This is a genomic window from Brooklawnia sp., from assembly GCF_032229645.1.
GTDB lineage: Bacteria > Actinomycetota > Actinomycetes > Propionibacteriales > Propionibacteriaceae > Brooklawnia.
On the sequence record NZ_JAVTWX010000136.1, the window covers coordinates 36,295 to 49,445 of the forward strand.

The 13,151-nt window shown below is 65.0% G+C and carries 13 protein-coding genes; 5 read left to right on the forward strand and 8 right to left on the reverse strand.

Going from position 1 to position 13,151, the window contains the following annotated elements:
* The coding region (locus AAFP05_RS10905; RefSeq protein ID WP_341729890.1) for a hypothetical protein at positions 1 to 195 on the forward strand (195 nt) is incomplete at its 5' end.
* A gap of 12 nt (positions 196 to 207) precedes the next feature.
* The gene (locus tag AAFP05_RS10910) at positions 208 to 1,944 is read left to right on the forward strand and encodes an alpha-glucosidase (RefSeq protein WP_341729891.1); all 1,737 of its coding nucleotides are present in this window, start codon (positions 208 to 210) and stop codon (positions 1,942 to 1,944) included.
* Between the two features lie 72 nt (positions 1,945 to 2,016).
* Here AAFP05_RS10910 and rlmN read toward each other — a convergent pair whose 3' ends face one another.
* From rlmN to rpsB, 6 genes are all read right to left on the reverse strand, one after another.
* Positions 2,017 to 3,084 carry a 23S rRNA (adenine(2503)-C(2))-methyltransferase RlmN gene (rlmN, locus tag AAFP05_RS10915; RefSeq protein WP_341729980.1) on the reverse strand — a complete coding sequence of 356 codons (1,068 nt, stop codon included), beginning with the start codon at positions 3,082 to 3,084 and terminating at the stop codon, positions 2,017 to 2,019.
* 165 nt (positions 3,085 to 3,249) lie between these two features.
* Positions 3,250 to 4,137 (reverse strand): phosphatidate cytidylyltransferase, encoded by an 888-nt coding sequence (locus tag AAFP05_RS10920; protein WP_341729892.1) that lies wholly within the window; start codon positions 4,135 to 4,137, stop codon positions 3,250 to 3,252.
* Positions 4,138 to 4,139: 2 nt separating this feature from the next.
* On the reverse strand, positions 4,140 to 4,694 hold the full coding sequence (gene frr, locus AAFP05_RS10925) for a ribosome recycling factor (RefSeq protein ID WP_341729981.1): 555 nt from the start codon (positions 4,692 to 4,694) through the stop codon (positions 4,140 to 4,142).
* A gap of 55 nt (positions 4,695 to 4,749) precedes the next feature.
* Positions 4,750 to 5,466: a UMP kinase gene (gene pyrH / locus AAFP05_RS10930; protein WP_341729982.1), complete on the reverse strand. Its 717-nt coding sequence runs from the start codon at positions 5,464 to 5,466 to the stop codon at positions 4,750 to 4,752.
* A 154-nt stretch (positions 5,467 to 5,620) separates the two neighbouring features.
* A complete protein-coding gene (gene tsf, locus AAFP05_RS10935) occupies positions 5,621 to 6,430 on the reverse strand; it encodes a translation elongation factor Ts (RefSeq protein ID WP_341729893.1) in 810 nt (269 codons plus the stop codon).
* A 33-nt stretch (positions 6,431 to 6,463) separates the two neighbouring features.
* Complete coding sequence (gene rpsB, locus AAFP05_RS10940; RefSeq protein ID WP_341729894.1) at positions 6,464 to 7,348, reverse strand: 30S ribosomal protein S2; 885 nt, start codon at positions 7,346 to 7,348, stop codon at positions 6,464 to 6,466.
* Between the two features lie 410 nt (positions 7,349 to 7,758).
* On the opposite strand from rpsB, the gene AAFP05_RS10945 reads away from it, so the two are divergent.
* Complete coding sequence (locus AAFP05_RS10945; protein WP_341729895.1) at positions 7,759 to 8,733, forward strand: peptidoglycan DD-metalloendopeptidase family protein; 975 nt, start codon at positions 7,759 to 7,761, stop codon at positions 8,731 to 8,733.
* A 62-nt stretch (positions 8,734 to 8,795) separates the two neighbouring features.
* On the opposite strand, the gene AAFP05_RS10950 is transcribed toward AAFP05_RS10945, so the two are convergent.
* Positions 8,796 to 9,740, reverse strand: a complete 945-nt coding sequence (locus AAFP05_RS10950; protein WP_341729896.1) for a tyrosine recombinase XerC — start codon at positions 9,738 to 9,740, stop codon at positions 8,796 to 8,798.
* A 144-nt stretch (positions 9,741 to 9,884) separates the two neighbouring features.
* On the opposite strand from AAFP05_RS10950, the gene def reads away from it, so the two are divergent.
* Both def and AAFP05_RS10960 read left to right on the forward strand, forming a co-directional pair.
* On the forward strand, positions 9,885 to 10,478 hold the full coding sequence (gene def, locus AAFP05_RS10955; RefSeq protein WP_341729897.1) for a peptide deformylase: 594 nt from the start codon (positions 9,885 to 9,887) through the stop codon (positions 10,476 to 10,478).
* 199 nt (positions 10,479 to 10,677) lie between these two features.
* On the forward strand, positions 10,678 to 12,297 hold the full coding sequence (locus AAFP05_RS10960; RefSeq protein WP_341729983.1) for an NAD-dependent malic enzyme: 1,620 nt from the start codon (positions 10,678 to 10,680) through the stop codon (positions 12,295 to 12,297).
* On the opposite strand, the gene AAFP05_RS10965 is transcribed toward AAFP05_RS10960, so the two are convergent.
* Positions 12,290 to 13,129 (reverse strand): RNA methyltransferase, encoded by an 840-nt coding sequence (locus AAFP05_RS10965; RefSeq protein ID WP_341729898.1) that lies wholly within the window; start codon positions 13,127 to 13,129, stop codon positions 12,290 to 12,292. The genes AAFP05_RS10960 and AAFP05_RS10965 overlap by 8 nt on opposite strands.
* Positions 13,130 to 13,151 lie beyond the last annotated feature (22 nt).

The following is a 13,151-nucleotide window of genomic DNA, read 5'->3' on the forward strand; positions in this document are numbered from 1 at the left end:
GTCTTCGAGACCCTTCGCGAAGTCAAAGGCGAGGGTGAGGCCGTACTGTTCGCACCGGCCGACTTCATCATCGAGCGCACCGACGGTACCGTCGCAGCAACCGGCCCCGATGACTTAACCTGGAGCCTGCTGCTGCACGGCCGCCAGGTGCGTGCCCTCGACGGCCACGCCGAATTGACCACCGATCACGATTGAAAGACGATCCTTGTGACCATCGAACCACAGTCCGCACCGTGGTGGACTTCCTCCGTTGTCTACCAGATCTATCCACGTTCCTTCGCCGACTCCGATGGCAACGGCATCGGAGACCTGCGTGGCGTGCTCACCCACGTCGATCACCTGGCCGAATTGGGCGTGGGAGCCGTCTGGCTGTCACCGATGTACCCCAGCCCGCAACAGGACAACGGCTACGACATCAGCGACTACACCGATATCGATCCGATGTTCGGCACCCTGGACGACTTCGATGCGGTACTCACAGCCCTGCACGACCGCGGGATCCGGGTGATCCTGGACCTGGTCGTGAACCACACCAGCGACGAGCATCCGTGGTTCGTCGAAGCCCGCTCCTCGCGCGACAATCCAAAACACGACTGGTACTGGTGGCGTCCGGCTCGCCCCGGCAAGCTGCCCGGCGAGCCCGGCGCCGAGCCGACGAACTGGCGCTCGTTCTTCGCCGGTCCTGCGTGGCAGTTCGATGAATCCACCGGTGAGTACTATCTGCACCTCTTCGGCACCAAACAGCCCGACCTGAACTGGGAGAATGCCGACCTGCGGCAGGCCATTTACCAGATGATGCGGTGGTGGCTGGAGCGCGGCGTCGACGGCTTCCGGCTGGACGTCATCAACCTGATCGCGAAGGACGTCGCCGCCGACGGATCTCTTCCCGACGGGGTACCGGGAGCCGACGGCCTGGGCGACGGCACACCTTTCTTCACCGGGCGTCCCCGCGTACACGACTACCTGCAAGAGATGCATCGCGAAGTCTTCGCCGCGTACGGCGACCGGCTGTTGCTCGTCGGCGAGGGTCTGGGGGCGACGCTCGAAGACGCGCAACTGACCACAGACCGGGCCCGTGCTGAACTCGACATGATCTTCACCTTCGAGCACATGGTGCTCGACCACGGCCCGGACGGCCCGTATGATCCCTTGCCACTACGGTTGACCGAGCTCAAGGCCACGATGAACCGCTGGCAGCAAGGACTGTCCGAGGTGGGCTGGAACTCCCTCTATTGGGAGAACCACGACCAGCCGCGGGTGGTCTCGCGATGGGGCGACGAGCATTTCCGCAGGGAATCGGCGACGGCCTGGGCAACGGTCTTGCACATGCATCGCGGCACCCCGTATGTCTTCCAGGGTGAGGAGCTCGGGATGACAAACGCCGGCTTCGTCCGACTCGACCAGTACCGGGATATCGAGGCGCTCAACCACGCCCACGCCGGTCTGGATGCCGGTGTCCCAGAGGCCGAAATACTGGCCGGGCTGGCACACCTGGGCCGGGACAATGCCCGCACGCCGATGCAGTGGAATGCCGGCCCGCACGCGGGCTTCACCACCGGCGAGCCTTGGATCGACATCAACCCCAACTATCTGATGGTCAACGCTGCGGCCGAGCGAGCTGATCGGCGTTCGGTCTTCCACCACTACCGAAGGCTCATCGCGTTGCGCGCCGCTGACCCGGTGATCCAATTCGGGGACTTCACGATGCTCCTCCCCGAGCACCCGAGCGTATATGCCCTGGCCCGACGGTTGGGATCAGCGGTGATCTTGATGGCAGCCAATCTGAGTAGCAGCGATCAAGAGGTCGACCTCAGCGGTCCATGGGGAAACAGCGCCGACCTAGTGCTCGGGAATTGTGACCGCGAACCCCGCTGTACCCTCAGCCTGTCACTGCGTCCCTGGGAGGCCGTCATCCTACGCCCGGTCGATTCTGCCGACCAGTAGACTCCTGGTCTGGCAGGATCAGCCGTTGGTTGCGGTGGCGTCTCGGAGCCCTCGGATTCAACGATTCCTCACTCAGTTTGATGTCCTGGCATCCAGGTTGGCCGCCAGCTGACCGCAGGCGCCGTCGATATCGCTGCCTCTGGTGTCGCGGACGGTCACCGGCACCCCAGCTCGCTCCAGATGCTCGACGAATGCCCGTTCGTCCTCGGGACGCGATGCCGTCCATCTGCTGCCCGGGGTCGGATTCAGCGGGATCAGGTTGACGTGGAACCAGCCCCAGTCGCCGCGGGCTTTCAGCCGCTTGGCCAGCAGATCGGCCCGCCAGGCCTGGTCGTTGATGTCCTTGATCAGGATGTATTCGATGCTCACCCGCCGCTTGCTGGCGGCCGCGTAGTCCCAGGCTGCGTCGAGCACCGCATCCACGTTGAAGTGCCGGTTGAGCGGGACGATCTCGTCGCGCAACTCGTCGTCCGGGGCATGTAGCGACAACGCCAGGGTGACGGGCAGGTCCTCGTCGATCAACTGGCGCATCCTGGGAACCATGCCGACCGTCGAGATGGTCAGGCCGCGCGCACCGATGCCCAGCCCGTCGGGGTTGGGCGCGTGAATCTGGCGGACGGCTGCGAGCACTGCCCGGTAGTTGGCCATCGGCTCGCCCATGCCCATGAAGACGATGTTGTTGATATGGCCGGGCCCACCTCGGAACTCCCCCGATCCCAGCCGCCGGGCCGCATCGTGCACCTGCCAGACGATCTCGGACGCGGTGAGGTTACGCTGCAGGCCGCCCTGGCCCGTCGCGCAGAAGGGGCAAGCCATGCCGCAGCCCGCCTCGGACGAGATACAGATCGTGGTGCGATCGCGATAGCGCATGATCACCGATTCGATGATCGCCCCGTCGAATGCCCGCCAGGCGGTCTTGATGGTGGTTCCGTGGTCGGCGGTCTGCTCGCTGACCGAGGTCAGCATGGTCGGGAACCAGGTCTGATGCACCTGCTCGCGCATCCCGGCCGGCAGATCGGTCCAACTCTGCGGGTCGGCGTCCAGCCTGGTGAACCACTGGTTGGAGATCTGCTTGGCTCTAAACGCCGGCAGCCCCGCCGAACGCACCGCTTCGATGCGCTGCTCGGGCGTCAGATCCATCCAGTGCACCGGAGGCTTGCGACGAGTCGGGATGAATTTCCCGGTGAGATCGATGGGCGCGGTAACAGTGGTCACATAGACGAGTGTGCCGCAGCCAGGCAAGATCTGGCGATTCCGCATTCATCTGATGGCAACGGCATTGCCTTGCGAATGGCCTCACAGGTGCTAGACCAGCACCAGCATCGACAGCCATGCGATCGGGGCTGCGACCAGCAGCGAATCCAGCCGGTCCATCGCACCCCCATGACCGGGGATGAGCTTGCTCATATCTTTGAGCCCGGCGTCGCGCTTGATCATCGACTCGATCAAATCACCGACGGTGGCCGCCAGCGACAGCACAACGCCGATGATCGCCCCCGCCCACCAGGACGCATCGATCATCACCGGGCCGAGCACAGCACCGATGATCATGGTCACCCCGATGGCCCCCGCCAGGCCCTCCCAGGTCTTGCCGGGACTGATGTGTGGGGCCATCTTGTGCTTGCCCAGCAATGAACCGACGGCATAGGCGCCGGTATCCGAGCAGGGCACCAGGATGAAGTAGTAGATCACCCGCAGGTTACCGTCCGGCTGGGCGAGCAACAGCGCCAGCGTGCTCAGCAGCAATGGGACATAGCCGATCGTGAAGACGCTCGCCGCGGCATCGCCGATGAAACCGCGTACCGGCCCGCGCAGCCGTCCGACCAGGGCGGTGATGACCATCAGTGCCAGGCCGGCCACCAGCGCACTGGCGCCGGCCACCTGGCCGCGGTCCTGCGCCAGATAGTGCACAGCGATCAGGGTCAGCGGGGTGCCGATGGCGATCGGGACGATGGCGACATGCATCCCGAGGCGGGTGAGTGCACGCCAGATCTCAAAGGAACCGGCGACTGCGGCGGCGATCAAGAAGAGGACGAATCCCCACTGCCACCACAGCAATGAGCTCAGGATCCAGGCGAAGAGCACGACCGCGGAAGCGATCGCAACCGGCAGGTTGCGTCCCGCGCTGTGCTTCTTGGCGGCAGGTGCCACTGCCGCAGACGATGTGACCTCGTCCGGATCCCGCCCGCTCACTGCTAGACCGCCATCAATTCAGCCTCTTTGGCCTTCAGCAGCTGATCAATCGCCTCGACGGACTTCTTGGTCTCGTCGTCCAGGCGCTTGTCGGCGCGCTTGGCTTCGTCCTCGCCGATCTGCTTGTCCTTCTCCGCCTTCTTGACCTGGTCGACCGCATGGCGCCGGATGTTGCGGACCGCGACCCGGCCCTCCTCGGCCTTCCCCCGGACGATCTTGATGTACTCCTTGCGGCGCTCCTCGGTCAGCTCCGGCAACACGACGCGGATCGACTTGCCGTCACTCGCGGGGTTGACACCCAGGTCGGAGTTGCGGATCGCCTTCTCGATCGCGTTGACCGCGCTGACATCGAACGGATTGATCAGCATCACCCGCGGCTCCGGCGACTGGAAGGTCGCGAGTTGCTGGAGCGGGGTCGGGACGCCGTAGTATTCGGCTTCCAGCTTGTTGAACATCGCCGGGTTGGCGCGGCCGGTCCGCACCGTCGCGAAGTCCTGGCGGGCGAAGTCGATGGCTCCCGCCATCTTCTTGGCTGTCTCCTTGATGATCTCGTCGATCACGGCTCATCCTTCCGAAAAGTATCTGATGTGAAAGTTGACGGCGCGCTCAGGGTCAGGGGTGGACCCAGGTGCCGATGCGTTCACCGGCGACTGCGCGTCCGATATTGGACTCGTCGTCGAGCCCGAAGAAAAGCATATCGAGGTTGTTGTCCCGAGCCAGGCTGATGGCGGTGGCATCGGCGACCTTCAGACCCTTCGCGAGGAATTCGTTGTAGGTGAGTTCGTCGTAGCGCTTGGCGTCCGGGTTGGTCTTGGGATCCGAATCGTAGACCGCATCGACACCGTTCTTGCCCATCAGCAAGATCTCAGCGCCGATCTCCAACGCCCGCTGAGCGGCCACGGTGTCGGTCGAGAAGTAGGGCATGCCCGAGCCGGCGCCGAAGATCACCACGCGGCCCTTCTCCATGTGACGCTCGGCACGGCGCGGAATATAGGACTCGGCCACCTGCCCCATGGCGATGGCCGATTGGACGCGGGTGGGTACCCCTTCCTTCTCGAGAAAGTCCTGCAGTGCGAGGGAGTTCATCACGGTTCCCAGCATGCCCATGTAGTCGGCACGATCGCGATCCATGCCGCCGCGCTGCAGCTCCGCCCCGCGGAAATAGTTGCCTCCACCGACCACCACCGAGATCTGGGTCCCCGCGTTTACCAGATGCGCGATCTGGCGGGCCACCGAACGCACGATCAGTGGGTCGACGCCGAGTTTGCCTCCCCCGAAGGCCTCCCCCGACAACTTGAGTAGCACGCGATGATAGGGCTCAGTCATCAGATTTCCTCCAGGTGCAGGCGAGTTCTCGTCCACTCTAGTGGTAACGCCCGCTCCGCGGCGACGTGACGCCGTTGAGGCCGATCAAAAACGAAACCGCAGGCGGCGACCCGGAAAGGGGCCACCGCCTGCGGCAGGGAGTTCTTCTAGCCCGACGTCAGGCGCCCACCACGAAACGTACGAAGCGTGTGATGGTCACACCGGCATCCTTGGCCTGCTTGCCGACGGTCTTCTTGTCGTCGGTGATCGACTGCTGCTCCAAGAGGCAAGCCTCCTTGAAGAAAGCAGCAACGCGACCCTCGACGATCTTCGGGATGATCTTCTCGGGCTTGCCCTCCTCGATGGCGGTCTCGGTCGCGATGCGCTTCTCGCGCTCCACGATCTCGGCCGGAACATCTTCACGAGAGACAAAGTCAGGGCGCATCGAGGCAATCTGCAACGCGACAGCGTGCACGAACTCCTCGTCGTCGCCCTGGTACTCGACCAGGACGCCGACCTGCGGGGGAAGGTCCTGGCTGCGGCGGTGCAGGTAGGTGTGCACCGAACCGTCGAAACGAGCGACGTTCGCCAACTCCAGCTTCTCGCCGATCTTCGCCTCAAGGGCGCTGATCGCCTCGTCGACCGTGCCATCGGCCAGCGGAAGAGCCCGCGCGGACTCCACATCGGCGGCCTCGCCGGCCTCGATGGCTGCCACGATCGCGTCGGCCAGCGAGACGAACTCCTGGTTCTTGGCGACGAAGTCGGTCTCTGACCCGAACTGGATCAGCGACGAGCCGGCGGCAGCGACCAGGCCGTTGTTGGCCGAGCGATCACTACGCTTGGCGACCTTGGCGGCGCCCGATACGCGCAGCAACTCGGTCGCCCGCTCGAAGTCGCCGTCGGCTTCGGTGAGGGCCTTCTTCGCGTCCATCATGCCCGCGCCGGTAAGGTCACGAAGCTTCTTCACGTCAGCGGCAGTAATAGCCATGAATGTGATCCTCTTTTTCTTCTGGAATGACTGTCAGTTGGCGGACTCGGCAGAAGCCTCGGCGGTGGCTTCGGCCGGCGCCTCGGTCTCCTCGGCCGTAACGGCAGCCTCGGGCTCCTCAGCCGGTGCAGCCTCGGGCTCCTTGGCCTCGGCCTCTCCGCCGGCGAGCAGCTCACGCTCCCAATCGGGCATCGGCTCGGTCTCGACGGTCTGCTCCGTGTCGGCATTCGACCGCTTCATCAGACCGTCGGCGACAGCGTCGGCGACGATGCGAGTCAGCAGCGAGACAGAACGGATGGCGTCATCGTTACCCGGGATCGGGTAGTCGACCTCGTCCGGATCACAGTTGGTGTCGAGGATGGCGACGACAGGGATGTGCAGCTTGCGTGCCTCATCGATGGCCAAGTGCTCCTTCTTGGTATCGACGATCCAGACTGCCTGCGGCACGCGCCCCATGTCGCGGATACCGCCGAGGGACTTGTCGAGCTTGCCCATCTCGCGGCGCAGACCCAGCAGTTCCTTCTTGGGGCGCCCGCCGGGAACGACGTTCTCGAGGTCCATCGATTCCAGTTCCTTCAGGCGGGTGATCCGCTTGTTGATGGTCTGGAAGTTGGTGAGCATGCCGCCCAGCCAGCGCTGGTTGACGTACGGCATACCGACGCGGGTGGCCTGCTCGGCGATGGTCTCCTGGGCCTGCTTCTTGGTGCCGACGAACAGCACCTGGCCCCCACGGGCGACGATCCCCGAAATGTAGTTGAAGGCCTTGTCGATATAGGTCAGCGACTGGCGCAGGTCGATGATGTAGATGCCGTTGCGCTCATTGAAGATGAAACGCTTCATCTTCGGGTTCCAGCGGCGAGTCTGGTGCCCGAAATGCACACCGCTCTCGAGCAGCTGGCGCGTGGTAACGACGGCCATAGTCGGTCCTTTCATCCGGACGCATGCGATGCGGAGATCGCGATCGGCGTCCTGTTGTGCGTGAGCCCACGATGTGCAGACCCACTTGGTTCTCCGGCAGCAAGAGGTTCCCGCCACCGCCTGATGCGCTTTCCTCACCCGCCCTCGCCAGCTGTACTGGTCTGGGACCTCGGGCTCAGATCCGGGGACCACCCGGTTCCGCGCATGCGTTGTCAACTCGCTGATGCGGGCTGCGGGGCCATTCTACGTTGTCACCCCTCGCGGTCGTCAATTTGAGCGATGCCCGCGGTCCCTGCCTGAGAACAGCACCGATTCGGCTCGCTCGCCGGCCTCATCTCAACTCGCCGAGATCATCCACAGCCAGACGCGAATTTGACCGATTCGGGGTGGCACTGACCAATCATTCCAGCATGTTTCTACGAATGTGCGGCCGATGGCCTGGACGAGGGCTCCGGCTGGGCACTGCATTGCTTGTCCTCGGCTGTGTCTTGTTAGGCCCCTGGCTGGGCGTCGCCTCGGCCGATTCGTCCGGACGGCTGGCCCCGCTGCCCGGTGACGTACTGCGCGGCTTCCAAGTTGGCGAGCAGAACTGGCTGCCTGGGCATCGCGGCGTCGATCTGGGTGGCACGGCAGGCGACCCGGTCAAGGCCGCTGGCACCGGGACGATCAGTTGGATCGGCGTCATCGACGGCGTACCGATGATCACCGTGCAGCATCCCGACGGGTTGCGCACGACCTATCAACCGGTGGAGGCCGTCGTGACGACCGGCCAACAGGTGGCTGCCGGTCAGACCATCGGCGTGCTCACCGCGGGGCACTGCCCGGAACAGGCCTGCCTGCACTGGGGCCTGCGCAACGGCGATAGCTACCTCGATCCCATGCTCTGGCTGGGCGGCTGGGACGATAGCGAAGTGCGGCTGCTCCCCCTTTCGGCCGTGCCACGCCAGCAGCCTTCGCCCGGTGTCGTCGAGGCCGCCGATGTACTGCCGCTGACCGGGGACCTTCCGGTGGCCGGGCCGCTGACCTCCGGCTTCGGATCCCGGATCAACCCGATCAGCGGCGCCAGCGAGTTCCATGACGGGATCGATATCGGGGCGCCCTGCGGCGCTGCGGTACAGGTGCTCTGGCCAGGCACGGTGACCTCGGCCGGAGTCGCCGGCGGCTATGGCAATCGTGTGGAGATCGATCATGGTGTGATCGGCGGGGTACACGTGCAGACGTCGTATTCGCACCTGTCGGGCTTCGATGTGTCGCCGGGTCAGCAGGTCGCGGCGGGAACGGTCATCGCTCAGGTCGGCACCACGGGATTCTCGACCGGCTGCCATTTGCACTATTCAGGAGTGCGCGACGCAACCTTGGTCGATCCGAGGACGATCGGTGGCTGATTCCCGGGCACTCGGGTACCGACCCGCTCACCCCCAAGGGCGCAAACCGGTCCAGCCGCAACTCAGGCCCGCGGATGGGCCTGCCGGAACGCCTGCTTGAGCCGCTCATCGCTGACATGGGTATAGATCTGGGTGGTCGCCAATGAGGCGTGCCCGAGCATCTCCTGGACGCTGCGCAGGTCGGCCCCGCCTTCGAGCAGATGAGTGGCCATCGCGTGGCGCAAGCCATGCGGGCCGATATCCGGCGCCTGTGGGATGGCGCGCATCGCATCGTGAACGACCCGCCGTGCCACCCGCGGATCCAAGCGACCGCCTTGACGGCCGAGAAAGACCGCCTGGCCTGACGACGCCGTCAGCCACTCGGACCTCCGCAGTACCCAGGCGTCCACCGACCGCCGCGAGGGATCGCTCAGCGGCACGGTGCGCTGCTTGTTGCCCTTACCCAGCACCCGGATGGCATTGCGGTCCCGATCGATATCGGGCAGATCCAGGCCGCACAGTTCCGAGACCCGGATACCCGAGCCGTAGAGCACCTCGAGAATCGCCAGGTTGCGCACCCCCGACGGCGACGAATCCTCGGCGGCGGCCGCCATCACCGCGTCCATCAACTCGGCTGCATCGGCCTGAGTGAGGGTCTCGGGCAGTCGCTTGGGCACCTTCGGCGACTTCAGGGCGGCCGCGGGGTCCTCGTCCACCAGCCCCTGGCGCTCGGCCCAGCGGAAGAAGACACGCACCGCACCACTGCGCCGCTGCAGGCTGGCGGCCGCCATTCCCGCGGCCTGCTGGGCGGCCAGCCAAGCACGCAGATCGGGCAACTGCACCTGATCGAGGCTCGTGATGCCGGCGTCGCCGAGCCAGCTCCCCAACTGTTCAAGGTCACCGCCATATGCCCGCACCGTGTTCTCGGATCGATTGACCTGCAGCCGCTGATAGTCGGCGAACGCATCGAAGGCGTGCCGGAGTGCTGCCGGAATCCCGGGCGTGTCCTGGTGGCCCGCCAGACTCATTCAGCGCCTCCTTCAATCAACGATCGGTATCCAGCATCGTGCACACTGGCCCGGCCACGTGGGAATCACTGCCGTGGTTCGTATAAGTTTGACTGGTTGAACGGGCGAAGGCCCAGCGAAAATCAGTAGCAAAGGACGGGCAGAATGCCGACTCCCCGGGAATGGGCCGCCAAGGGCACGGTTCTACGCATCACTCGATGGACCGAACCGGTGATGCGCAACCCGACCAGGCCGGTGACCGAATTCGGCGGAGAACTACATCAGCTGGTGGCCGACATGTTCGCCACCATGGCTGTCGCCGACGGAGTGGGCCTGGCTGCTCCGCAAGTCGATGTCGATCTCGCGCTGTTCGTCTTCCACTGCCCCGACAAGGACGATCGGCTGCGTTTCGGCATCGTGTGCAACCCGGTGGTCACGCTTCCCGAGGGGAAGAACCGCCGCCTGGATTCCACCGAGGAAGGCTGCCTGAGCTGGCCGGGCGCTTATCAGCCGCTGGCCCGGCCCGATTTCGCGATCTGCGAGGGCCAGGACGAGAACGGCACGCCGGTGCGCATCGAGGGCACCGGATTGCTGGCGCGCTGCCTGCAGCACGAGACCGATCACCTTGCCGGCACGGTCTTCGGTGATCGACTCTCGAAGCGTTCGCGCCGGTTGCTCAACGAGCAGCATGACACGATGACAGCGCTCTACCCGCAGGATTGGCCCATCAGCCGTAAGTTGGCTCCCGCCGACCTCTGACAATCCCGGCCGACGCTGCGGCACGGGCCTTCCGAGGCATTCGGGATTACCGCACGGCTACGCATCGTCGTACCCTGCTGACGGCCACCGCCGCGCACAGTAAGCTGCTGGAGTGCCGAAGGATTACGAAATCGTCCACCGCGATGGACGTGACATTGCCCGCATCGCCTGCCGCGGCCGCGACGTGCTCAACAACCCGATGATCAATCTGGGCACGGCCTTCACCACCGAGCAGCGCCAGGCCCTCGGTATCACCGGGCTACTGCCGAACGCCGTCATCAGCCTGGACGCCCAGGTGCGCCGCATCTACAAGCAGTACGCCCACGAGCCATCAGATCTGGCCAAATACAACTACCTGACCGCCATGCAGGACCGAAACGAGACGCTGTTCTACCGGGTGCTGACCGAGAACATCCAGGAGATGCTGCCGATTATCTACACCCCGACCATCGGCGTGGCCATTCAGGAGTACAGCCACTGGTTCCATAAGCCTCGTGGTGTCTACCTCGACATCGACAACCCCGACGGCATCCAGGAGGCGCTGCAGGCGTCGGGGAAGGGCCCCGACGACGTCGACCTGATCGTGGTCACCGACTCCGAGGGCATCTTGGGGATTGGCGATCAAGGTGTCGGCGGCGTCGCGATCACGATCGGCAAGCTGTCGGTCTATGTTGCGGCCGCAGGCATTCACCCGAACAGGGTGCTGCCTGTCGTCCTCGACACCGGCACCGACAATCTTGACCTGCTGAACGATCCTGCCTACTTGGGCGTGCGGCACGCCAGGGTGCGCGGCGAACGCTATGACGCCTTCGTCGAGCGATTCGTCAGCGGAGTGACCGAGCGCTTCCCGCAGGCGCTGCTGCACTGGGAGGATTTCGCGGCCGGAAACGCCCATCGCATTCTCAATCGATACCGCGACGAGATCTGCACCTTCAACGACGATATTCAAGGCACCGCCGGCGTGGTGGTGGCAGCCGTGCTGGCAGCGATCCGCATGTCACACACCAAGCTCGCCGATCAGCGCATCGTCGTGCATGGTGCCGGGACCGCAGGTGTGGGCATCGTCAGTCTGCTGCTCGACATCATGGTTTCGGAAGGCATCGACCGCGAGCAGGCCATTGGGCAGTTCTGGGGATTGTCGAGTCGGGGTCTTTTGATCGAGGGCGGCAAACTACGCGATTTCCAGGCCCCGTTCGCCCGGTCGGCGGCCGAGGTCAGCCACTGGGAGCTGGACACTCCCGGACGCTACGAATTGGCCGACGTGGTGCGCAACGTTCAGCCGACCATCCTGATCGGTACCTCGGCCCAACCGGGTACCTTCACCGAAGAGATCGTGCGCGAGATGGCCGCGCACACCGATCGTCCGATCATCATGCCGCTGTCGAACCCGACCATGAAGGCCGAGGCGTTGCCCACAGACCTCTTGGAGTGGACGAACGGTCGCGCGCTGATCGCCACCGGCTCCCCCTTCGAGCCGGTCGACTTCGACGGCACGACCTACGAGATCGCCCAGGCCAACAACGCCTTGATCTTCCCCGGCATCGGGTTGGGCGTGATCACCTGCCGGACCAGCCGCGTGACCGACACGATGATCGCTGCCGCCGCGCAGGCCGTGGCGTCCGCCGTGAGCAGCAACAGCAATGGTGCCTCGCTGTTGCCCGCGATGACGCAGCTGCGCAGCATCTCCGCACGCGTCGCCGTCGCGGTGGTGAAGCAGGCCCAGCGCGAGGGACTCGCCCAGCGCCAGCTGGACAGCCCCATTCAACAGGTCTACGACGCGATGTGGCAGCCGATCTATCCCGAGATCGAGGTCATCTGAACGACTGGCGCGCAGCAGGCCGGGAGCCGCCCAGGGCATAGCAGGCGACTGCTGCCGCTGCCGCCACATTGAGCGAGTCGACGCCGTGGTGCATCTCGATGCGCACCACGATGTCGGTCTGCGCGAGCCAGTGCGAGCTCAGCCCGTCACCCTCGGTGCCCAGCAGCAGCGCCACCTTCCGTGGTCGGGCCGCCAGTTCGGCCGCATAGTCGCCGAGGCTGACCGCATCGTCGCGCAGCGCCATCGCCACCAACTCGAAACCCGTCCGGCGCAACTCCAGCAGGCCGGACGCCCAGTTGGTCATCCGAGCCCATGGAATCTCGAAAACTGTACCCATCGACGTCTTGATTGCCCGCCGGTAGAGCGGATCGGCCGCCCGTGGCGCCAACACGACGCCATCCCAGCCCAGTCCCGCCGCACTTCGGATGATCGCGCCGACATTGGTGTGATCGACGATGTCCTCGCAGACCACCAGGCGGTCGGCGGTGAGCAGCTCGCTCAGCTGTGCCCCGGCCCTACGGTGCATGGACGCCAACGCGCCGCGGTGCACGTGGAATCCGGTCACGTGCTCGGCCAACTCTTCGCTCACCACGTAGACGGGCGCCTCACAGTCGTCCAGCAGATCGGCGAGGCCTGGCAGCCAGCGTTCGGCCAGCAGAAAGGATCGCGGCTTGAACCCCGCCTCGATGGCCCGGCGGATGATCTTGGCGCCTTCCGCGATGAACAGTCCGCCCTCGGTCTCCAGTTTGCGGCGCAGACTGGTCTCGCGCAGCCGGACGTAGTCGTCCAAGCGCGCATCGGCGGGATCTGTGATCGGGATGAGATTCGCCACGGGATCTGATCGTAGTCGCCGG